The sequence below is a fragment of the Arthrobacter sp. 05L428 genome (assembly GCF_056397665.1).
Genome location: NZ_JBFTNW010000007.1, coordinates 141,546 through 162,498 on the forward strand (window position 1 = coordinate 141,546; position 20,953 = coordinate 162,498).

At 68.7% G+C, this 20,953-nt stretch carries 18 protein-coding genes; 12 read left to right on the forward strand and 6 right to left on the reverse strand.

Features of this window, described 5'->3' with window-relative positions; genetic code table 11:
- Positions 1-77: 77 nt before the first annotated feature.
- Positions 78-1,100 (forward strand): GNAT family N-acetyltransferase, encoded by a 1,023-nt coding sequence (locus tag AC1DH3_RS13550; RefSeq protein WP_476909528.1) that lies wholly within the window; start codon positions 78-80, stop codon positions 1,098-1,100.
- A 30-nt stretch (positions 1,101-1,130) separates the two neighbouring features.
- Here AC1DH3_RS13550 and AC1DH3_RS13555 read toward each other — a convergent pair whose 3' ends face one another.
- Positions 1,131-1,649, reverse strand: coding sequence for a DinB family protein (locus AC1DH3_RS13555; protein ID WP_476909529.1), 519 nt, complete (start codon positions 1,647-1,649; stop codon positions 1,131-1,133).
- A gap of 64 nt (positions 1,650-1,713) precedes the next feature.
- Here AC1DH3_RS13555 and AC1DH3_RS13560 point away from each other — a divergent pair, with 64 nt between their 5' ends.
- Complete coding sequence (locus AC1DH3_RS13560) at positions 1,714-2,097, forward strand: VOC family protein (RefSeq protein WP_441418836.1); 384 nt, start codon at positions 1,714-1,716, stop codon at positions 2,095-2,097.
- Positions 2,098-3,333: 1,236 nt separating this feature from the next.
- On the opposite strand, the gene AC1DH3_RS13565 is transcribed toward AC1DH3_RS13560, so the two are convergent.
- On the reverse strand, positions 3,334-5,856 hold the full coding sequence (locus AC1DH3_RS13565; RefSeq protein ID WP_476909530.1) for a DNA gyrase/topoisomerase IV subunit A: 2,523 nt from the start codon (positions 5,854-5,856) through the stop codon (positions 3,334-3,336).
- A 110-nt stretch (positions 5,857-5,966) separates the two neighbouring features.
- Between AC1DH3_RS13565 and AC1DH3_RS13570 the strand changes: the two genes are divergently transcribed.
- The 3 genes from AC1DH3_RS13570 to AC1DH3_RS13580 all read left to right on the forward strand — a co-directional run bounded on the left by AC1DH3_RS13570 (position 5,967) and on the right by AC1DH3_RS13580 (position 10,776).
- Positions 5,967-8,714, forward strand: coding sequence for a bifunctional acetate--CoA ligase family protein/GNAT family N-acetyltransferase (locus tag AC1DH3_RS13570; RefSeq protein WP_476909531.1), 2,748 nt, complete (start codon positions 5,967-5,969; stop codon positions 8,712-8,714).
- Positions 8,715-8,747: 33 nt separating this feature from the next.
- On the forward strand, positions 8,748-9,491 hold the full coding sequence (locus AC1DH3_RS13575; RefSeq protein ID WP_476892726.1) for a DUF5998 family protein: 744 nt from the start codon (positions 8,748-8,750) through the stop codon (positions 9,489-9,491).
- Between the two features lie 79 nt (positions 9,492-9,570).
- Positions 9,571-10,776 (forward strand): alkaline phosphatase family protein, encoded by a 1,206-nt coding sequence (locus AC1DH3_RS13580; protein WP_476909559.1) that lies wholly within the window; start codon positions 9,571-9,573, stop codon positions 10,774-10,776.
- Between the two features lie 25 nt (positions 10,777-10,801).
- Here AC1DH3_RS13580 and sepH read toward each other — a convergent pair whose 3' ends face one another.
- Positions 10,802-12,238 carry a septation protein SepH gene (gene sepH / locus AC1DH3_RS13585; protein WP_476909532.1) on the reverse strand — a complete coding sequence of 479 codons (1,437 nt, stop codon included), beginning with the start codon at positions 12,236-12,238 and terminating at the stop codon, positions 10,802-10,804.
- A 324-nt stretch (positions 12,239-12,562) separates the two neighbouring features.
- Between sepH and AC1DH3_RS13590 the strand changes: the two genes are divergently transcribed.
- Positions 12,563-12,862 carry a DUF4193 domain-containing protein gene (locus AC1DH3_RS13590; protein ID WP_138769577.1) on the forward strand — a complete coding sequence of 100 codons (300 nt, stop codon included), beginning with the start codon at positions 12,563-12,565 and terminating at the stop codon, positions 12,860-12,862.
- Between the two features lie 57 nt (positions 12,863-12,919).
- Here AC1DH3_RS13590 and AC1DH3_RS13595 read toward each other — a convergent pair whose 3' ends face one another.
- Positions 12,920-13,405, reverse strand: a complete 486-nt coding sequence (locus tag AC1DH3_RS13595) for a DUF3093 domain-containing protein (protein WP_476892724.1) — start codon at positions 13,403-13,405, stop codon at positions 12,920-12,922.
- 120 nt (positions 13,406-13,525) lie between these two features.
- On the opposite strand from AC1DH3_RS13595, the gene dut reads away from it, so the two are divergent.
- From dut to AC1DH3_RS13615, 4 genes are all read left to right on the forward strand, one after another.
- Positions 13,526-14,056 (forward strand): dUTP diphosphatase, encoded by a 531-nt coding sequence (gene dut / locus AC1DH3_RS13600; RefSeq protein ID WP_476892723.1) that lies wholly within the window; start codon positions 13,526-13,528, stop codon positions 14,054-14,056.
- Positions 14,057-14,135: 79 nt separating this feature from the next.
- Positions 14,136-14,852 carry a DUF3710 domain-containing protein gene (locus AC1DH3_RS13605; RefSeq protein WP_476892722.1) on the forward strand — a complete coding sequence of 239 codons (717 nt, stop codon included), beginning with the start codon at positions 14,136-14,138 and terminating at the stop codon, positions 14,850-14,852.
- On the forward strand, positions 14,845-15,252 hold the full coding sequence (locus AC1DH3_RS13610) for a hypothetical protein (RefSeq protein ID WP_476892721.1): 408 nt from the start codon (positions 14,845-14,847) through the stop codon (positions 15,250-15,252). The genes AC1DH3_RS13605 and AC1DH3_RS13610 overlap by 8 nt, the downstream gene beginning before the upstream one ends.
- Entirely contained in the window at positions 15,249-15,953 is a 705-nt protein-coding gene (locus AC1DH3_RS13615; protein ID WP_441418827.1) for a DUF3159 domain-containing protein, read from the forward strand. The genes AC1DH3_RS13610 and AC1DH3_RS13615 overlap by 4 nt, the downstream gene beginning before the upstream one ends.
- 61 nt (positions 15,954-16,014) lie before the next feature.
- On the opposite strand, the gene AC1DH3_RS13620 is transcribed toward AC1DH3_RS13615, so the two are convergent.
- Positions 16,015-16,785, reverse strand: a complete 771-nt coding sequence (locus AC1DH3_RS13620) for a potassium channel family protein (RefSeq protein ID WP_441418826.1) — start codon at positions 16,783-16,785, stop codon at positions 16,015-16,017.
- On the reverse strand, positions 16,786-17,457 hold the full coding sequence (locus AC1DH3_RS13625) for a potassium channel family protein (protein ID WP_441418825.1): 672 nt from the start codon (positions 17,455-17,457) through the stop codon (positions 16,786-16,788).
- Between the two features lie 154 nt (positions 17,458-17,611).
- On the opposite strand from AC1DH3_RS13625, the gene AC1DH3_RS13630 reads away from it, so the two are divergent.
- Together AC1DH3_RS13630 and AC1DH3_RS13635 are read left to right on the forward strand one after the other, a co-directional pair.
- Entirely contained in the window at positions 17,612-19,588 is a 1,977-nt protein-coding gene (locus AC1DH3_RS13630) for an APC family permease (RefSeq protein ID WP_441418824.1), read from the forward strand.
- A complete protein-coding gene (locus tag AC1DH3_RS13635) occupies positions 19,585-20,931 on the forward strand; it encodes a class I SAM-dependent RNA methyltransferase (protein WP_476909533.1) in 1,347 nt (448 codons plus the stop codon). The genes AC1DH3_RS13630 and AC1DH3_RS13635 overlap by 4 nt, the downstream gene beginning before the upstream one ends.
- The last annotated feature ends 22 nt before the right edge of the window (positions 20,932-20,953 follow it).

Here is a 20,953-nt window from a genome sequence, read left to right on the forward strand (position 1 = left end):
GTCCGCCGTCCGCGAATTATTCAGCCGGGCCGCGCCGGTGCTGGCGCGGAAGTAGTGCCGGCACTAGCCTGTAAGCCATGAACGGACGCACCGACCCGCAGGCCGGCCTGGACCGCCGCCTGACGTGGAGGCCCGCCGGCGCCGCCGAGCTTGACGACTGGGCCGCCCTGATTGCCCGGACGGCCGCCGTCGAGCGGCCCGTCTGGTTCGAGCGGCGCGCGGACCTGACCCAGATCCTGGACTCCCGGACGAACCCGGCGGCCACGAACAGCATCCTCGGCTTCGACGGCCAGGGGGTCGCACGGGCCTACGCCAGGCTCACGAAAAACGCCGACGGGGACAAGGCCGTCGGCTACGGCTGCGTGGAGCCCGGGTGGCAGGGCAGCGGCGTCGGAACCGGGCTGCTGGCCTGGCTGGAAGCGCGGACCCGGCAGCGGTTCGCCGAAGTTTCGAAAGAGATTGCGGACTCCGTGGACCCGGCGGCACGGCCGGCCGTGCCAAAACTGCGCCTCTACATGGAAGAACAGCATGCTCATCAGGCGGCGCTCTTCGGCAATCGCGGCTACCGGGTTGTCCGCTACTACAACGAAATGCACCGGCCGCTGGACCAGGCCATTCCCGAGGCTGTCCTGGACGGCGGCCTGGAACTGGTGGGTTTTGGGCCGGGGCTGCACGAGGCCGTGCGTCAGGCCCATAATGACGCCTTCAGGGACCACTGGGGCAGCGAACCCCGCGACGAAGAGGCTTGGGGTTTTGTGGTGAACGATCCGCAGGCCCGGCCGGACCTCAGCGCCGTCGTCGTGGAGACTTCCAGCGGGAGGGTGGCTGGCTACCAGCTCGCCAGCCACGATGCCGAGGGCGCGGCGGACCGCGGCTTCAAGGAGGGCTACACCGACCTGCTCGGAGTGCGCCGCGAGTTCCGCGGCCGGGGCGTCGCCCAGGCGCTGCTGGCCGACGCCATGCGCCGCTTTGCCGCGGCGGGAATGGACAAGGCCTCGCTCGATGTCGACTCGGAGAACCCCACGGGAGCCCTGGCGCTCTACACCAAGATGGGATACCGCACGGTCAACCGCAGCATGGCCTGGGACAAGGAACTCTAGACAGTCCCCGGCACGTCAGCCATCCACACGCTATCCATCCACATCGTGGAGGTGGTGCACGACGTCGTGCAGGAAATACTGCGCGAAGCTCAGCACCGTGAATTCCGAGCCGTTGCTGCGGGTGCCCTTGCGGCCCCAGTCCTGCTCCGGGACGCGGCCGAAGGACGCGGCGATTTGCTCGCCTTCGGCCGTCAGCTCGGCGCTCACCTCGGCGGGGTCGGCTCCCGCGTAGTCCTGCTCCACCGCGGTCCGGTCCTGGTCCCAGTCCTCGAAGCGGGCGTCGTCCTGGGTCAGCATCAGGTCGAGGCGGTGGTCGAAAAGGGTAAAGACGTCCCGGACGTGGCAGGCGTACTCCAGCGCCGACCAGGTGTTCCCGTATGGGCGGACGGCGGCATCCGGGCGCCGCAGCACGGCGCGCCAGCGCGGCAGCATGCTGGCGACCCGTCCCGGCGCCGTGGCGGGGGTGCAGGCGGAGATGTCGAAACCGCACTCGGGGCACGGCCGTGACAGCACCCAGGTCCAGTCTTTTTGATCGGGCACGATAGGCATGTCTGCAGTCTAGGCGAAGGAGTAGGATGCGTTCCGGGGGAAGGGCCTGGAAAGGAACATAGCCATGCTCAAAGACCACCCGGTCGGCGCCGTCCTGCCGGCCGCGGACCTCGCCCGTGCGCGGGGTTTCTACCGCGACAAACTCGGACTCGAACCGGATAACCCGGATGCCGAGGACAACCTGATGTACACGTGCGGCGCCGGCAGCAGATTCCTGGTGTACCAGACGCAAAACGCCGGTTCGGCCAAGAATACCCAGATGGGATGGATGGTCCCCGATGTGCCGGCCACCGTCGCCGAGCTCCGCGCGGCGGGGGTCGTCTTCGAGGACTACGACTTCCCGGGCCTGAAGACCGAAGACGGCATCGCCACGCTGCCGGACGGCAGCACCGCTGCATGGTTCCTGGACAGCGAAGGCAACATTCTAAACATCAACTCGGGGATGTAGGACCCGCCAGATGACCCCGGTTGGCCGCTCATGGCGGCGGCCCGGGGTCAGTCGCGGGGATCAGTCACCCGAACAGGGACACCCTGAGCAGCACAGCTAGCGTCCATCCATGCTCGGAGTTTTTTGTCGATGGAGCATCATGCACTTCACTGTGCCTAGGTCCGAGCTATGTCTGACTGCCGACCTGTGCTCTGCGTGGGTGGAGGTGAATCCAGGCGATTCGAGCGCCCCAAATCAAGGTTGCGGTCCCAGGGATGACCGCAAGAACCATCGGGTAGTACCTGACGTAAAAGGAGTCAGCTATCGTTCCATCGACCATGACGAAAGTGCACTCCACTCCGAGCGGGACGAACTCGTAAGTTCCTCCGGGCGCAGACGGGAATCCCTCGGGGTTGTGCACCGTGTCGGCAGGCAGATGCTCGGAATAGCAGTACTGCGAGAATGTCTGATGATCGTGAGACATGATAAGTCGGTCAAACGCGCCTACAGCTAAGTACCAAGCAACGGAAAGAATCACGCAGGTCAGAAACAAGATCATTTTCCGTGCCATTCGCCCCCCGGAATGTTGTTTTAGGGGAACACTATTGCACACTGCCCACAACTTGCCTCACGGGGTGGACTTGCCACACGCAATCGCCCGCGGGCCCCACGGTCCAGTACGGAATGCAGGGCGCAGCGTTCAATAGGGACATACTGACAAGTTGTCCCGTTGCCTCATCCAGTGTGTCCTTACGGTCGAATCCAGGCGGGGGTAGGATTCACGCAAGTGGAACCTGAAGGATATTAGCCTTCTGTTCCAGCCGTGGGCCAAACATCGATAGGGGTGTGCACCCTCGAACCGGGCACGACATAGAGCGTGCCGAGTTCGCCGCAATTCAGGACCTACACCAATGTCCGTTTGCTCGAAAATTCCCTATCCAACACTCGGGTCTGCGGAGCTGGCCCTTCGTGCCATCCAAAGAATCGCTTCGACGCGGGGACGAAAGTCGCCAACCGGTGCCTACTTTTGCAGCCACTGCCGGCAGTGGCACCTCACCTCGAAGTCGAGAACTCGGGTGCCACCATGGTCCCCGCGGGCTGGCTCCGCCACAATGCGGGTTCGCAACTGATTGCGCCCGGCCGTTTGCCAGAAATGGCCGCTAAGCCGGGCAAGTTAGCGGCCATTCGTGGCGAAAGAGTGGACCTGGAAGCTTGCGCCGGCCCGCACGGCACCGGACGCCCGGTCTGACGGCCCGCCTAGGCCTCCGGCGCCGCTTCTTCCTCGGCCCAGGCCATGCTCGGACCGATCGCGTCTATGGCCTGGGACAGCGGAATGCCGGAGCCGTCGCGGCGGCCGTGCTCGCCCGGAAGCGAGCGGGCCACCCCGGCCAGCGAGGATGCCTTCGCCGGGCCGTGACCGGCCCAGGCGAGGAGCAGGGTGTCCTCGCCCTTGAGGAAGCGGTGCGCGCGGACACCGGCCGTGCCGCGGCCCTTGGCCGGGTACTCCGCCAGCGCCGTGACCTTGGCGGCGCCCGGGGCGGTGCCCGGCAGCGCGCCCTCGGTGCCGGCGATGGTGACCACCACGGCGGCGTCGTCGTCTGGGCGCGCCGTGCCGAAGTGCAGCACCCGGTCACCGGCAGCCAGCTTGATCCCGGCCATACCGCCGGCGGTGCGGCCCTGCGGCCGGACCGCGGAGGCGCTGAAGTGCAACAGCTGGGCCTGGCGCGTCACGAAGACCAGCTCGACGTCGTCGGCGGCGGCGGGCTCGACGCCCACCACGGTGTCCTTGTCCTTGAGCGCGATCACTTCCCAGTCCTCGCGGTTCAACGGGTAGTCCGGCTGGACGCGTTTGACCACGCCCTGCGCGGTTCCGATCGCAAGGACCTGATCCAGCGGCGCGAAGGCCACGAGGGTTTCGCCCTTGAGCAGCGTGATGAAGTCCTTGGCGGGGACGCCGCCGGCCATGTTGGGGGTGCCCGAGGTGGGCGGCAGCACCGGCATGTCCATCACCTGGAGCCGCAGCATCCGGCCCTGCGACGTGACCGCGGCAATCTCGCCGCGAGCGGAGGTCCTGACCACGGAGCGGAACACGTCGTGCTTGGCCCGCGGGCCCGACTCGGCGAGGCTGTCCTGGTTGGCCGTGCGGGCGATCTGGCCGGAGGCCGTGAGGATGGCCCAGCAGGGGTCGTCCGCGATCTCCAGGGCCAGCGGCGCGGCCTTGCCCTTGGCGCCGGGTGCGGCGGCGACGGCGGCGGCCACCGTGGGGGAGACGGCCTCGGATTCGAGCAGCACGGTCCGTCGCGGCGTGCCGTACTTGTCGGCGAGTTCGCCGAGCTCGTCGGAAACCAGCCCGCGCAGCAGCTCGGGGGAGTCCAGAATGGCCTGGAGTTCCGCGATCTCGCGGCGCAGCTCCTCCTGTTCCTTCTCCAGCTCGATCCGGGAGTACTTGGTCAGCTGACGGAGCCGCAGCTCCAGGATGTAGTTGGCCTGGATCTCGGAGAGATCGTAGATGGACATCAGCCGGGTGCGGGCCGCGGCGGCCTCGTCCGAGGAGCGGATGATCTGGATGACCTCGTCGATGTCCACGATCGCGATGAGCATGCCCTCGACCAGGTGCAGGCGGTCCTTCTTCTTGCCCAAGCGGAAGGAGGTGCGGCGGCGGACCACGTTGATGCGGTGGTTCACGTAGACGGAGAGCAGCTCCAGCAGGCCCAGGGTCTGCGGCTGGCCGTCGACGAGCGTGACGTTGTTGATGCCGAAGGAATCCTCCATCGGCGTGAAGCGGTAAAGCTGCTGGAGCACCGCGTTCGGGTTGAAGCCGTTCTTCAGCTCGATCACGAGCCGCAGCCCGTGCTTGCGGTCGGTGAGGTCCACGATGTCGCTGATGCCGGTCAGCTTCTTGCCGTTGACCGCGTCCTTGATCTTCTCGATCACCTTCTCCGGGCCCACCATGTACGGCAGCTCCGTGACCACGAGGCCGGTGCGGCGCGCCGAGAGCTGTTCGACGTCGACCTTGGCCCGGGTCTTGAAGGAGCCGCGGCCGGTGGCGTAGGCGTCGCGGATGCCGTCCAGGCCTACGATCCGGCCGCCGGTGGGCAGGTCGGGGCCCGGGACGAACTTCATGATGTCCTCGAGCGAGGCGTCCGGATGCGCGATCAGGTGCCGCGCCGCCGCCACCACTTCACCCAGGTTGTGCGGGGCCATGTTGGTGGCCATGCCGACGGCGATGCCGGTGGCGCCGTTGACCAGAAGGTTCGGGAACGCGGCCGGGAGCACGTCGGGCTGGGTGAGCTGGTTGTCGTAGTTCGGGACGAAGTCCACCACGTCTTCGTCGAGGTGGTCCGTCATGGTCAGCGCCGCCGCCGCCAGCCGGGCCTCGGTGTAGCGCGGGGCGGCCGGGCCGTCGTCGAGCGAGCCGAAGTTGCCGTGGCCGTCGATCAGGGGCAGCCGCAGGGAGAAGTCCTGCGCCATCCGAACCATGGCGTCGTAGATCGCGGTGTCGCCGTGCGGGTGCAGCTTGCCCATCACTTCGCCTACCACGCGGGCGCTCTTGACGTGTCCGCGGTCGGGGCGCAGACCCATCTCGCTCATCATGTACAGGATGCGCCGCTGCACGGGTTTGAGGCCGTCGCGGGCGTCGGGCAGGGCCCGGGAGTAGATGACCGAATAGGCGTACTCCAGGAACGAGCCTTCCATTTCGGAAGTGACGTCGATGTCGACGATGTTCTCGATGAAGTCCGGGGATTCCCCTGCCGGGGGCGTGGTTTGGCGGCGTGCCATGAGGCTGGTGGGTCCTTCTACGGGTTACTCAGTTGATGGTGCGTTGGACTTGCGTGGCTGTTGAGGCGCGATGACGGCGGGCAGCTCAAGTTTATGGCTAGGCTAAGCCTATGGTGGATCAGCCCGCGGACGGCGTATATCCGGAACATTGGGAAGCCGATGTCGTGCTGCGCGACGGCGGGACAGCGCACCTGCGCCCCATCCACCCCGCCGACTCCGACGCGGTGCAGGCCTTCCATGTGGGCCAGTCGCAGAAGTCGATCTACATGCGCTTCTTCGCCTTCAAGTCCAAGCTGTCCGCCAAGGAACTCAAGCGCTTCACCGAGGTCGACTACAAGGACCGGGTGGCCCTGGTGATCACCATCGGCGGCGAAATCATGGGCATCGGCCGCTACGACCGGCTCGACGACCCGGAAGAGGCGGAGGTGGCGTTCAACATCGCCGACGCGCACCAGGGCCGCGGGATCGGCTCCATCCTGCTCGAACACCTCGCCGCCGCGGCCCGCGAAAACGGCATCCGCAAGTTCAGCGCCGAGGTGCTGCCGGAGAACCGCAAGATGCTGATGGTCTTCTCCGACGCCGGTTACGACGTCAAACGGCACTTCGACGACGGCGTCGTGAGCCTCGAGTTCAACATCGACCCCACGGACAAGTCCCGGGCCGTGATGGAGTCCCGCGAACACCGCGCCGAGGCCCGCAGCATCCAGGAACTGCTCGCCCCGTCCTCGGTGGCCGTCATCGGTGCCAGCCGCAAATGGGGCACCGTCGGCTACCAGCTGCTGGAACACATCATCGAGGGCGGCTTCACCGGCCCGGTCTACGCGATCAACCCCGAGGCCCTGGAACTGGCCGGCATGCTCTCCTTCGCCAAGCTCTCCGAGGTCCCCGGACCGGTCAAGCTCGCCATCATCGCGGTCCCGTATGACGAGGTGCCCAAGGTGGTCCAGGAGTGCGGGGAAGCCGGGGTCAAGGGGATCGTGGTGGCCACCGCCGGCTACGCGGACGACGGCGAACGCGGCCTCGCCCGGCAGCGCGACCTGGTCCGCCAGGCCCGCGCCAACGGCATGCGCGTGATCGGCCCGGCCTCGCTGGGCATCGTCAACACCAACCCCGCCGTGTCCCTCAACGCTTCGATGGCTCCCTCGCTGGCGCGCCGCGGCGGCCTCGGCCTGTTCAGCCAGTCCGCGGCGATCGGCGTCTCGCTCTACGCCGCCTCCAGCCGCCGCCGGGTGGGCATCTCCACCTTCCTCTCCGCCGGGAACCGCGCCGACGTGTCCGGCAACGACATGATGCAGTTCTGGGAGGACGACGCCGACACCACCGCCGTCGGGCTCTACCTCGAATCGATCGGCAACCCGCGCAAGTTCTCCCGGCTGGCCCGGCGGCTCGCGCGGACCAAGCCGGTGATCGTGGCCAAGTCCGATGCGATGGGCCTGAACCTGCCTCCCGGCCACGCCGTGCGCACCACGCAGGCGCCGCCCGAGGCCCTGGACGCCATGATGCGGCAGGCCGGCGTGATCCGGGTGGAGACCATTGAAGAGCTGATGGACGTCGCCCAGATCGTCTCCAGCCAGCCGCTGCCGAAGGGGCCCGGCGTGGCCGTGTTCAGCAACTCAAGCGCGCTCGGCAAGGTGGTGGCCGACCGGGCCACCGCGGCCGGTCTCGGCGTGGAGCGCATCGTGGCCGACGTCGACCTGGACGCCGGCATGTCCAAGTCGCTGCCGGCACTACGCCGCAGCCTGCAGGAGACCCTGACCGTCGACTCGGTGCACGCCGTCGTGGTCGCGCTGTTGCCGGCCCGGGGGCTGACCGTCGAAAAGATCGGCGCGGTGCTGGCCGAGTGCTCGGCGGCCGCCGGGAAGCCTGTGGTTGCCGCGTTCACCGGCCTTCTTGACCCGTCCATCTACGTCGAGGGCATGGTCGGCGCTCCCGCCGAAGCCGGCGCGGGATCCGCGGCCGCGGGAGCCGCCGCGGAAGCCACAGCTGCGGAACCGGCCGCCGGGGTGCCCTGCTACTCCAACCCCGGGGCCGCCGTCGCCGCCCTCGCCGCGGTGGTGCGCTACGCCCACTGGGTGGTCCGCGACCAAGGGCTGTTTGTGGAGCCCGAAGGCTGCGACCCGGAGGGCGCCCACGAGGACCTGGAGGAGCTGCTCCGGCCCGTGAGTGGCGAGCAGCTGGTCCGGTTGGACCCTCCGTCCGCCGCGAAGCTGCTGGGCCGCTACGGCATCCGGGTGCTGCCCTCGGAGGGCTTCGAGTCGGAAGACGACGCCGTCGCCGCGGCGGAGCGGCTCGGCTGGCCGGTGGCGCTGAAGACCACGGACCCGGCGCTGCGGCACCGCCTCGACCTTGGCGGGGTACGCCTGGACATCCAGGACGCCGACTCGCTGCGCCGCAACATCGCCCAGATGCGCAAATCACTGCAGCGCTACGGCTCACCGTCCCTCGAGGTCCAGTCGATGGCCCCGGTGGGGCAGGCCTGCACCTTCCGCGCCATCGAGGACCCGCTGCTGGGCCCGGTGGTGTCCTTCGGGCTGGCCGGCGACGCCGTGAACCTCCTCGATGACTGGGCCCACCGTGTGCCGCCGCTCTCCGGCTCCGACGTGCACGACTTCATCCGCGCGCCCCGCGCGTCGCGCAAACTCTTCGGCTACCAGGGCCTGCCCGCCGTCGACGCTGCCGCGCTCGAGGACCTGGCGGCCCGGCTGACCCGGCTCAAGGACAACCACCCCGAGATCGCCCTGGTGGAGTTCAACCCGGTGCTGGCCGGACCAGACGGCGCCGTGATCCTGGCCGCCGACGTCCGGATTGCCAACGCCGCCCAGCGCACGGACACGGCCAGGCGGGCCATGCGCAGTTAGCATGTCCCCAGCCGATCTGTGAAAATGGGAGTCATGAGTTCCCAGCCTCCAGCATCCCAGCCCCAGGCGTCCGTCTCCGGCCGCCACGGCTCCCCGCACCATGGCCTGCACGACCACAGCGCGCAGGGCCAAAGCCTGGACGGCGCCCTCCAGCAGGCAGGCTTCTACCCCCGCCTGGTCGCCGACGTCGTCGCCGACGCCCTGGACGGCCGCGACTGCGTGGCCCACCTGGTCCACCTCGAGACCCACTTTGACCGTGCCGAAGTGCGCCGGCACATCACCGTGCTCGTGCTGACCGAGGACATGCTGGTGATCACCCATGTGGACGACCAGCAGCTCGACGAGGCCGGCGAGCAGATCGTCGCCCAGGTTTCCACCGAGTCCGTCCCCGTCACGCAGATCCGCTCGGTGGTGCTCAGCTACGTCTACGCCCAGCCGCAGGACTACAAGCCCTCGGACCCGGTCCGTGAGCTGACCCTCTCGATCGCCTGGTCCGGCGGCCAGCGCCTCGACATGGGCCCCGCCAGCTGCGGTGACCCGCAGTGCGAAGCCGACCACGGCTACAGCGGCACCATCGCGCAGGAGGACATCGTGCTGCGGATCAGCGCCGAAGCCGACGGCCTGCAGGCTGTCCAGGACGCGAAGCTCTTCGCCCGCGCACTCCGGGCCGTGAACACCGGCTCCACGGCCCCCGCGCCGCACGGTGTCCCCACGCTTCCGCCGCGCCCCCGTACCGGCGTCTTCGGAAACCGCCTTAGCCGCGGCCACCAACGCTGAGATGGTGCCGGTCCGCGCCTCCGGGTCCCCGCTGCCTTCGCCGCAGGCGTCCGTCCGTGCTCCCGGCGGCCCCGCCGGGATGCCCGCGTCCCCGGCCTATGGGGAACGTTCCATCGCGGAGGTGCTCAGCAGCGCCGCGGCCAGCCTCGGCGTCCCCGGTTTCCAGAACCGGCTGAACCTCCCTTCGGCAAAGCACGTCTGCGTCGTCCTGGCCGATGGCCTCGGCCGGCAGCTGCTCAAGCAGAAGATCGCCCACACCCCGTTCCTGCGCTCGGTGCTGCAGGCCGGCCAGGGAGCCGTGCCGGTGTGGCTCGATGCGGCCTTCCCCTCCACCACGGCCGCGTCGCTGGCCAGTTTCGGGACCGGGCTGCCCGCCGGGCAGCATGGGATGGTCGGCTACGACGTGCTGGACCCGGACCAGGACCGGGTGGTCAACATGCTGGGCAACTGGGACGACGGCGTCGACCCTCAGCTATGGCAGCCCCTGCCCACTGTGTTCGAGCGGGCCGCCGGGCATGTCGACGTGAGCACTGTCGCCCTGCCGCGGTTCAGCGACTCTGCCATGACCCAGGCCGCGCTGCGGGGCGGGCGCTTCCTGGCCGGGACCACCTCGCACGCCCGGACCGCGGCCGCGGCGGAAGCCATGGCCGGGGCGAACAGCTCGCTGATGTACTTCTACGTCCACGAACTGGACAAGGCAGGGCACCGTTACGGCTGCCAGTCGCCGCAGTGGGAACACCAGCTCGAAGAGCTCGACGCGACCGTCCGCCGGCTCAATGCCACCCTCCCCGCCGGCACCACCGTACTGGTCACCGGTGACCACGGGATGCTCGACGTGCCGGAATCGCAGCGGATCGACTACTCCGCCGAGCCGGACCTCATCGCAGGCGTCCGGCACACGGCTGGGGAGCCGCGCATGGTCCACCTCTACCTGGAGGATGGAGCCGGCGACGCCGGCCGGCTGCGGCTACTGGAGGCCTGGCAGGCCCGTTTCGGTGACCGGATCTGGGCCTTCACCCGGGAAGAGGCCGTGGCTGCAGGACTCTTCGGCGAGGTCCGGGGCCCGGTCGGGCCGCGGATCGGCGACATCATGATCGCTGCCCGCGACGCGCTGGCGTTCTACGACACCCGCAGGGTCCAGGCCAGGGCGCTGGAGGTGGTGGGGCAGCACGGCTCGCTGACCAAAGCGGAGCGCGAAATACCGCTGCTGTGCTTCGCCGCGGAAGGAAAGCCGGGTGGGCCCAAGGCCGCCGGGAAGGCCGCCAACAAAGCTCCGCGCCGCTGATTTGGTCCCTGGCGGGGCGGAGACCCTAGTCGCTGCGGGTGCCGAAGACGATTTCGTCCCAGCTGGGCACACTGGAGCGCTTGGGCTTGGAGGGCTGGCGCTCCGGCGTTTCGGGCTCACGTTCGTTCCGGGAGGCTTCGTTCCGGGAGGCTTCGTTCCGGGAGGCTTCGGTCCGGGAGGCGTCGCTGCGGGATACCGCTGATGACTCGTTCTGCGCCCGCCGGGACGGTCCGCCGCCCAGGAGCTCATCCAGCCCGGGGCTGGACGTGGGGCCGGTGCGTACCGGGCGCAGCTGCGAGGCCGCGATGGTGATCTCGCGGGTCTCGGTGCTGACCCCGTCGTGAAGCTTCAGCGCGTCGTCTTCGCTATTGTCCTGGTGCCGTGGCGCCAGGCTCAAGCGGGAGAGCATGGACGGCCGGGCGTCCCGGCGTCGGGTCAGGGCGTCGGGGTTGGGAATCGAATGCGGTTCGGCTGACGCCGCGGGCGGGGTTGCTTCCTCTGCCGGCTCGTCCTCCCGGGGCGCCTCAACCTCCACCACGTCGTCTTCGGTCTCGTTCAGCGACGGAACCTCGGACGGCCGCGGGTGGGCGGCGGGAACACCGTTTGTCAGCAGCAGCGCCAGGGCGTCGTCGGCGTCTTCATCCAGGCCGAGACGCTGCCCGCGGCGGGAACGGAGCATGTCCAGCAGCCCGTCGGCGTCCTTCTCCTGCTGAACTCCGTGCTGCTGAACGATGCTGAGCTGCGCCGTGGCACTGCGTGCCGCGGCTTCCGCATCGGTCTCGAAATCAAAGGGCCGGTCCGAAACCGCCGAGAGGCGGCGGGCCGGGACAGGGCCGTCCATCGGCTCGAGTTCGCTGAGCTGCTGGGCCCAGCGGTTGGCGTTCTGCAACGACTTGCGCGCCGGGCTGAACGTCCACATGGCCGGCGGCTCTTCACCGATCGCGGCGTGGGCGCCGGGCTGTGCATCGAAACGGGCCACCACGTTCCAGCTGCCGTCCGGGCGTCGCCAGGAGTCCCATTCCACCGTTGAAGGCTCGATTCCATGGGCCCGCAGCCGGTGCATGACCATGTCGTCCAAGGTCGCTGGCTGGTCGCCGAAGAAGGAACGGTAGCTGTCGTGACCCGCGGAAGGGGAGGCCACTTCGATTTTGCGTGCCTGCTGGGCGACGTACTCGCGTTCGGCCAGCACGGGGCCCTCGTACCGCTGCACCTTGGCCAGCGGAATGCCGGAAAGAGCGGCCACCTCCGCGGCGGTCGCACCGCTGCGGATCCTGGCCTGGATATCGCGGGGGGACATGGCAATGGGCTCCGCGCCCCCGCCGGAAGCAGCCCTCGCCGGCGTCCGGCTCGCAGCCGCCCGAAGAGCCTCATCGATCGGCAGCTGGAACATCTCGCCGCCGGTGCCACTCAACAGGAGATGCTCCCCGTCGTCGTGGACGCCTACAAGCCGTAGATCCTGCATACAAATCCTCCACCCTGGCATTACTAACATTCGAAACTCTGCCACCGTTGGGTCCCAATTCGGGTTAGGAGGGAGGGCGCGCCGTGATTTTCCGCGACTTTCCGCCGGATGGGGGCCGTCCGGAGCGGACGGCGCCGCCGCCGGACCACTGGCCTCTGGCGCTCGGCAGGGGTTTGGGCAAAAATGACCCGACATCGGGCACAAAAAGCGATTGTCCGGCGTTGACATCGGTGAACCGAACCCGGACCGGGGCGGGGGCTACCAGCCCCGCCGGTGCGGCGGAGGCGGACCAACCCAACGAATGCGGAGTGTGAGCAACAACTAATGGCGACAGACTACGATGCGCCGCGCAAGACTGAGGAAGACCTCAACGAGGACTCCATCGAGGAACTGAAGTCGCGGCGTACGGACAAGCCTTCCGCGGTGGTCGATGAAGACGAAACCGACCTCGCCGAAGGCTACGAACTCCCGGGCGCCGACCTGTCCGGCGAGGAGCTGCTGGTCCGGGTGCTGCCCGCCCAGGCAGACGAATTCACCTGTGCCTCCTGCTTCCTGGTCCGCCACCGTTCGCAGATCGCCCGCGAAAAGGACGGCCTGAAGTACTGCAAGGACTGCGAGGGCTAAGGGCCGCCGCCCTCCTGCCGGCCTGGGACCGGCCCGGGCTGTTGTTAGCCGGGGTTGTTAGCGCGACAGCGCCGTGACGAGCTCGTCGGGGTGCCGCGTGGACGCCAGCCAATACGGGGTGCGGTCCGAGGGGTCGGTGATCTCGATGCGGACCACCGGGTCGATCCAGCCGCGGATGCACATGAAGGCGAGGCCGTTGAGCCGGGTGCCGCGCTCCGCCGTCGCCTCCGCGCCGCGGAAGGCCGTGGCCTCGCCGACGAAACGGCGTTCAATCGTCGCCCGGCCCACGCGCAGCGTTGCGGCCGTCACCGTGATGGACGGCGTGGACACGATCAGCAACACCGCCAGGATCGTGAAGAGCACGACGGCGGCGGTGATGCCGGCGGCCATACTGATCGGCGCGAACACCAGGATGCCGGCCGCGGCCAGCCCGGCAGCCACCAGCCAGATCCAGAAATTCGGCCAAAGCTTTTCGCTGAACAGGACGGTGGCGTCGTTGGGGGTGCTGTTGGAGGCCGGCATGGCTGCGCTGGATTCGGGCATGAGCCCAGCTTTCCACTTTTCCCGGGCCATTTCACCTTGGCCGCCAGGCCGCCGCCCGCGGACACCGGGGGCGGCGGCGCGGTAGGTCTATCCTCCCCGCGGGCGTTACAGTGGGGAACTGTGACTGAAGAAACCACTGCCGTGAATACCCCGGCGGCAGACCCCTCGGCCAGCGGCCTTCCGGCCTACGGAGCCCCCACCCTGACGGTGCAGCTGAAGATGCTCGACGACGGCCTGCAGCCGCCGTCGTACGCCCACCCGGGCGACGCCGGCGCGGACCTGCGTGCCCGCGAGGACGTCGTGCTCGGGCCGGGGGAGCGGCGGCTGGTGCCCACCGGGGTGTCCATCGCGCTTCCTGACGGCTTTGTCGCCTTGATCCACCCCCGTTCCGGCCTGGCCACCAAGCACGGCCTGACCGTGGTGAACGCACCCGGCACGGTGGACGCGGGCTACCGCGGGGAGATTGCCGTGACTCTGCTGAATACTGACCGCGACGAGGCGATTGAACTGCGCCGCGGCGATAGAATTGCACAAATGGTCATCCAGCGCGTGGAGTACGCGGAGTTCGTGCCCGTCCAGGAGCTCAGCGATTCGGTCCGCGGCGCCGGCGGCTTCGGCTCCACCGGCGGTTTCGGCGCCCCCGGGGCCTGAGCCCCGCCCGTTTGACGCATCTGTTCCCTGTCCCGAGGCCGAGCGCCTGGCACAGGATCACAACTAAGGAGACAACACCATGGTTTTTGGGCGTGGCAGGAAAGCCAAGCAGGAGCAGTTGACGGACACCGGCGACACCCGGGAGGACGCAGCTGTTGACGCCGGCGCGCCCGCCGAGGGCACGGCTGGCGCCCTGCGGAGCGCCGGTCCCCATGACGTCGCGGACATCGACAACCAGGACGGCTACGTCGACCTCGGCGCCCTGTTGATTGCCCCGCGCGAAGGGCTGCAGCTCCGCCTTGAGGTCGAGGAAGCCACCCAGCGCGTCGTGGCCGTCACCATGGACCTGGAAGGTTCGAGCCTGCAGCTGCAGGCCTTCGCCGCGCCCCGCTCCGAAGGCCTCTGGGACGAAATCCGTGAGCAGATCGGCCAGTCCGTGGGCAGCCAGGGCGGCCAGGTTGAGGAGATTGAGGGCCACTTCGGCATCGAGCTCGTCGCCAAGCTGCCTGCCGGCGACGGCAGCGAGGGCTATCGGGTGGCTCGGTTCATCGGCGTCGACGGCCCCCGCTGGTTCCTCCGCGGTGTCCTCGGCGGAGACGCCGCACTGGACCGCGACGCCGCCGCCGGACTCGAGGAACTGTTCCGCCAGATCGTCGTGGTGCGGGGCGAGAGCCCCATGCCGCCGCGCGAGCTGCTTCAGCTCCGCCTTCCCCGGGACTCCGGCGTCGCGGCACCGCAGGGTGCCCCGGAGTTCGAGCAACCCGAGCGCGGACCGGAGATTACCCAGATTGGTTGATGCCGCCGGCAAGAAAGCTGCCGCAGCTGTCCCCGTGCGGGGGCTGCCCGAGCGCGGACGTGTGCTGTGCCGCGGCTTCATTGAATCTGTGACCTATGCCCCGGCCAGCGAGGTGGCAGCTTTCACAGCCATCGTCACCGACCATGACGCCCCGCCGGCCAAGGCGCGGCCGGCCGCTTCTGGGGTCCAGGCCGCCCAAGCCGGCCAGCCCGGCGTCCGGCGCAAGCGGCCTGCCGCGGCCGCCGACCGGCTCCGCGTGATCTGGCTGGGACGGCGCCGCATCCCCGGCGTGAAGGCCGGCCTGGAGCTACGGCTCGAGGGCATGGTCACTGTCCGGGACGGGCTGCCCACCATGTTTAATCCGCGCTACGAAATACTTTCCCGCCTGGAGGAACAATGAGCACGCCCGAAGACCAGCAGCCCTCGGTGGCCCAGCTCGCCGAAGGCTACGCGGCGAAGGCGGGACTGCACCGCACCAGCAACGGCAACATCGACGTGCTCAAGAGCGCCGGCGGTGTCCAGGGCATCGCCGAAAGCATCCTTCCGGGGCTGGTGTTCCTGATCGCCTTCACCGTGACCCGTGAACTTCCGCTGGCCCTGATCGCCGCGCTGGCGGTGGCCGCGGCGTTTACCGTCGCCCGGCTGATCCAGCGCAAGCCGCTGACGCAGGCGCTGGCCGGCATTGTCGGCGTCGGGCTATCAGCCTGGCTGGCGAACTCGACGGGCAAGGCCGAGGACTTCTACGTCCTGGGCTTCTTCACCAACCTCGGCTACATCCTTGCGATGTCGATCTCCATCGCGGTGCGCTGGCCCTTCGCCGGGCTGCTGTTCGGTTTCATCCGGAACGAGGGCCTGGACTGGCGCAAGCATCCGGCCCGGGTGAAGGCCTACCGGATCGGCACCTGGGTGATCATTTCGGTCCTGGCCCTGCGCCTGATCGTGCAGGTCCCGCTGTACCTAATGGGGGAGCAGGGCCTCGCAGGCCTCGCCACCACCAGGCTCATCATGGGCGCGCCGCTGTACATCCTGGGCATGTGGGTCGCCTGGCTGCTCACCCGTCCCGCGCCGGCCCCGGCTGACCAGCCGAGCGAAGCCGACTAACCCGCAGTTGTTGTCGTTTTGAGCGGTCAAAACGACAACAACTGCGAGCCAGTTGGGCGGTTCAGCCGTCGAAGCCGTCGTCGCCGGCGGGCTGGGTCTCGCGGCCATGCAGGTCCGCGTTGACCGGGTGCTGGCCGGCGCTCGAAGGTTCACCGGCTGACTCGACCTCGGACTCCGGGGCCGAGAGCAGGGCCCGCAGCCCGTCCTCGGCAACGATGGTGGTGACGAAGAACAGCTCGTCGCCGCCGTCGATCACGTCGTCCCGGCTCGGCGTGATGGGCGCCTGGTCGCGCAGGATCGCCACCAGGGTCGCATCCTCCGGCCAGTCGATGTCGCCCACGGTCAGGCCAATCACGTGCGAATCATGCGGCACCGTGAACTCCACCAGCGAGGACACCCCGGTCTGCAGGGTGAGCAGGCGGACCAGGTCGCCGATCTCCACGGCCTCTTCCACGAGGGCTGTCATCAGCTGCGGGGTGTTCACCGCGACGTCGACGCCCCAGGAATCATCGAACATCCAGTCGTTCTTCGGGTTGTTCACCCGGCCGACGGTCCGTCCCACACCGAACTCCGTCTTGGCCAGCAGCGAGACCACAAGGTTCACCTTGTCGTCGCCCGTCGCGGAGACCACGACGTCGGCGTCCTCCAGCCGGGCGTCCTTGAGGGTGCTGAGCTCGCAGGCATCGCCGACCAGCCAGTGCGCGCCGCGCAGCCCGCTGCGGCCGATCACCTCGGGCTTGAGGTCGATCAGCAGGATCTCGTGCTTGTGGGCCAGCAATTCACGGGCGATCGAGGAACCGACGCTGCCCGCCCCGACGATGACAACTTTCACTTAGGACTCCTTGGCGGGGGACTTGGCAAGAATGTGGGCGACCTCGGAGGTGCGGTCCACGCTGAGCATGGCGTGGACGGTGTCGCCGTCCTGGTACGAGGTTCCGGGCCCGGGGAGGATGCCCTCGCCGAAGCGCGTGAGGTAGGCGACGCGGATGTCGGCGGCCTTCTCAAGCGCTGACACCGGGTGGCCGATCCAGCCGGAGTCCACGTCCACCTCGGCCAGCACCAGCCGGCCGGAGGGGTCGCGGAAATCACCGGCGAGGTGCTGTTCCGGAAGGATCCGCCGGAGCACCTGGTCCGCGCTCCAGCGCACCGCCGCGACCGTGGGGATGCCGAGGCGCTGGTAGATCTCCGCGCGGCCCGGATCGTAGATCCGCGCCACGACGTGCGGAACGTGGAACGTCTCGCGGGCCACCCGGGTGGCCAGGATGTTGGAGTTGTCGCCGCTGGACACGGCAGCGAAGGCGTAGGCCTCCTCGACCCCGGCCTGCTTGAGGGTTTCCCGGTCAAAGCCGACGCCGGTGACCTTGCGGCCGGAGAAACCGGTCCGGAGCCGGCGGAACGCACGGTCGTCCTGGTCGATGATCGCGACCGAATGGCCGGCGTCCTCCAGTGTGTGCGCCAGGGTTGCCCCGACACGGCCACAACCCATGATCACGAAGTGCGCCACACGTGCCTCCTCAAGCTTCTGTGTCTGTTGCTGCGTAAAACTCTACCGGCCACCGGGGCCCCGGAGCCGGTCCGACGGCGGTGCGGCCGGGCGCCTGCCCGCAGGCAGGCTTCGCCGTCATGACATCGCGTCCGAATCAGACTAGCTTTGTCTGGTGCTGACAATTTTCAATGCCGTGAAGCGGGTGCTGGTAGGCAGGCCCTTCCGGAACGACCGTCTGGCCCACACCCTGCTGCCGAAGCGGATCGCGCTCCCCATTTTCGCCTCCGACGCGCTGTCCTCGGTGGCCTACGCGCCGGACGAAATCCTGTTGACCCTGGCGTTGGCCGGCGTCAGCGCGGTGGCGTTTTCCCCCTGGGTGGGGCTCGCCGTCATGGTGGTGCTGCTCACAGTGGTGGCCTCCTACCGCCAGAACGTGCACGCTTACCCCTCCGGCGGCGGCGACTACGAGATCGCAAACGAAAACCTGGGCAAGTACGCCGGCCTCACCGTCGCCTCGGCCCTGCTGGTGGACTACGTGCTCACCGTCGCGGTGTCGATGTCCTCGGCCGCCGCCTACCTGACCACCGCCGTCCCCTCGCTGCACGGCCAGCAGGCAGCGATCGCCACGATCGGCGTCGTAATCCTGGCCCTCGTGAACCTGCGCGGCATCCGCGAAGCCGGCAGTGTCTTCGCGGTGCCCACCTACATCTTTATGTTCTCAATCCTCGGCATGACCGCCGTCGGCGTCTTCCAGGCCGCCACCGGCCAGCTCGGCCAGGCGCCGTCGGCCGAGTTCCAGATCGTCCCGGCCCCCGGCTTCGACGAGGGACTGGTCGGGCTCACCGGGGCGTTCCTGCTGCTCCGTGCGTTCTCCTCCGGCGCCGCGGCCCTCACCGGCGTGGAGGCCATCAGCAACGGCGTGCCGAACTTCCGGAAGCCCAAGAGCAAGAACGCAGCCACCACGCTGCTGCTGCTCGGCGTGATAGCGGCCTCCATGCTGGCCGGCATCATCTATCTGGCCAACGCCACCAAGGTCCACATCGTGCTGGACCCGGCGAAGGAGTTTTTGCTCAACGGCAAGCCGGTGGACGAGGACTACATCCAGAACCCGGCCATCAGCCAGATCGCTCAGACCGTCTTCGGCGCCGGTTCCATCCCCTTCTACATCGTGGTCGCCGCCACCGGCGTGATCCTGGTGTTCGCCTCCAATACCGCCTTCAATGGCTTCCCGGTCCTTGGCTCGATCCTTGCCCAGGACGGCTACCTGCCCCGCCAGCTCCGCACCCGCGGGGACCGGCTCGCGTTCAGCAACGGTGTGCTGGCGCTGGCCGCCGGCGCGCTGGTGCTGATCATCGCGTTCAACGCCGACGTCACCAAGCTGATCCAGCTCTACATCGTGGGCGTTTTCATCTCCTTCACGCTGAGCCAGCTCGGCATGATCCGGCACTGGGGACGCGAGCTGAAGCTCGCCAAGGACCCGGCCACCAAGCTGCGGATGGTCAAGTCCCGCACCATCAACACGATCGGCTTCGGCATGACCGGCCTGGTCCTGGTGATCGTGCTGATCACCAAGTTCGAGCAGGGCGCCTGGATAGCGCTGCTGGCCATGTTCATCCTGTTCCTGATCATGTGGAGCATCCGGGCCCACTACGACAACGTGGCCAAGGAACTCGCCGTGGACGAGGATTCCTCGCCCCGGGCGCTGCCCACCCGGGTGCATGCCGTGCTGCTCGTCTCGCACGTCCGCAAGCCCGTGCTCCGGGCGCTGGCCTACGCCCGTGCCTCGCGGCCCTCCCGGCTGGACGCCATCACGGTGGACATCAGCCCGGAGGAGACCGAACAGACCCTGGCGGATTGGGAGAAACTGGAAATCCCGGTGCCGCTGACGGTGCTGGCCAGCCCGTTCCGCGAAACGGTCACGCCGATCATGGAGTACATCAAGAACATGCGGCGCGACTCGCCGCGCGACCTGATCGTCGTCTACATCCCCGAATACGTCGTCGGCAAGTGGTGGGAGCAGCTGGTCCACAACCAGACGGCGCTGCGGATCAAGACGCGGCTGCACTTCGAGCCCGGCGTCATGGTTGCGAGCGTGCCGTGGCAGCTGAAATCGTCCGAGGAAGCCAAGAGACTGCAGGATATCCAATGAGCACCGACACCACGACGCCCGCCCGCACCGAGCTCGTCGTCGACGTCGGCCCCGTCGCGCACGGCGGCCACTGCGTGGCCCGGCACGAGGGCCGCGTGATCTTTGTCCGTCACGGCATCCCCGGCGAGAAAGTCCGGATCCGGCTCACCGACGAGGGCGAGTCCGCCAAGTTCTGGCGCGCCGACGTCGTTGAGGTGCTGGAGGCCTCCCCGGACCGGGTGGAGCACTTCTGGCACGCGGCCGACGCGCAGCGGTCCTGGTCCCACGGCCACCCTCCCGTCGGCGGCGCCGAGCTGGGCCACATCTCGCTGGACCGCCAGCGCAGCCTCAAATCCGAGGTGCTGGCCGAGCAGCTGCACCGCCTGGCCGGCGTCGACGTGCCCGTCACGGTCGAGGCTGTGGGGGAGGCGGCCACCGGCGCGGCGACCGGCCTGGCCTGGCGCACCCGCGCAGGTTTCGCCGTGACGCCGGGAGGCAAGCTCGGCATGCATGCGCACCGCTCCGACGCCGTGTTCCCGGTCCGTGAGATGCCGCTGGCCGTCGAGGGCATCAACGCCCTGAAACTCTGGGACATCGACCTGCAGGGGATTGAACGGATTGACGTCGCAGCTCCTGCCAACGGGTCGCGGCCGCTGGTGCTCCTGGTGCCCTCGGCCGGAACCCGGGCCAAGCGGCTCAGCGCCGTCCTGGCCCAACTGCCGGACGACGTCTCGGTGGCGCGGGTGGACCCGGGCACGGGCGAGGTGACGCAGTTGCGGGGCCGCACCTGGGTGCAGGAAACGGCGGCCGGCCACGAGTACCGGGTCACCGGCGACGGCTTCTGGCAGATCCACCGCGACGCCCCGGACACCCTGGTGGGGGCCGTCACCGGCTTCCTGCACGACGGCGGCTACCTGGCCGCCGGGGCAGTCGTGGCGGACCTTTACGCCGGCGCGGGGCTCTTCACCGCACCCCTCGCCGACGCCGTCGGCGTCACCGGCTCCGTGCTGTCCGTGGAAGGGGCGCCCGGCACCAGCCGGGATGCCCGCAAGAACCTGCACGGCGCATCCCAGGTCGAAATCGTGCAGGGGAAAGTGGAGCGCGTGCTGCGGCAGAAGCCGCGCAACTTCGACGCCCTGGTACTTGACCCGCCCCGGGCCGGCGCCGGCAAGGCCGTGGTCAACCAGCTGGTCGCGGCCGGCCCCCGGGCGATCGCCTACGTCTCCTGCGATCCGGCGTCATTTGCCCGCGACGTGGGCTACTTCCAGCAGGCCGGCTGGGCACTCGGGGAGCTGCGTGCCTTCGACCTGTACCCGCACACCCACCACATGGAGACTGTGGCGTTACTGACTCCCCGGGGCTAAGGCCACTAGGATGGGCGAAGTA

What these genes read in the sequence shown, in the direction of transcription:
- sepH (WP_476909532.1), bottom strand. Translation starts at nt 12,238, where the DNA reads ATGCAGGATCTACGGCTTGTAGGCGTCCACGACGACGGGGAGCATCTC.
- AC1DH3_RS13595 (WP_476892724.1), bottom strand. Translation starts at nt 13,405, where the DNA reads ATGCCCGAATCCAGCGCAGCCATGCCGGCCTCCAACAGCACCCCCAAC.
- AC1DH3_RS13590 (WP_138769577.1), top strand. Translation starts at nt 12,563, where the DNA reads ATGGCGACAGACTACGATGCGCCGCGCAAGACTGAGGAAGACCTCAAC.
- AC1DH3_RS13570 (WP_476909531.1), top strand. Translation starts at nt 5,967, where the DNA reads ATGGTGGATCAGCCCGCGGACGGCGTATATCCGGAACATTGGGAAGCC.
- AC1DH3_RS13580 (WP_476909559.1), top strand. Translation starts at nt 9,571, where the DNA reads ATGCCCGCGTCCCCGGCCTATGGGGAACGTTCCATCGCGGAGGTGCTC.
- AC1DH3_RS13550 (WP_476909528.1), top strand. Translation starts at nt 78, where the DNA reads ATGAACGGACGCACCGACCCGCAGGCCGGCCTGGACCGCCGCCTGACG.
- AC1DH3_RS13555 (WP_476909529.1), bottom strand. Translation starts at nt 1,649, where the DNA reads ATGCCTATCGTGCCCGATCAAAAAGACTGGACCTGGGTGCTGTCACGG.
- AC1DH3_RS13635 (WP_476909533.1), top strand. Translation starts at nt 19,585, where the DNA reads ATGAGCACCGACACCACGACGCCCGCCCGCACCGAGCTCGTCGTCGAC.
- AC1DH3_RS13575 (WP_476892726.1), top strand. Translation starts at nt 8,748, where the DNA reads ATGAGTTCCCAGCCTCCAGCATCCCAGCCCCAGGCGTCCGTCTCCGGC.
- AC1DH3_RS13605 (WP_476892722.1), top strand. Translation starts at nt 14,136, where the DNA reads ATGGTTTTTGGGCGTGGCAGGAAAGCCAAGCAGGAGCAGTTGACGGAC.
- AC1DH3_RS13615 (WP_441418827.1), top strand. Translation starts at nt 15,249, where the DNA reads ATGAGCACGCCCGAAGACCAGCAGCCCTCGGTGGCCCAGCTCGCCGAA.
- AC1DH3_RS13560 (WP_441418836.1), top strand. Translation starts at nt 1,714, where the DNA reads ATGCTCAAAGACCACCCGGTCGGCGCCGTCCTGCCGGCCGCGGACCTC.
- AC1DH3_RS13565 (WP_476909530.1), bottom strand. Translation starts at nt 5,856, where the DNA reads ATGGCACGCCGCCAAACCACGCCCCCGGCAGGGGAATCCCCGGACTTC.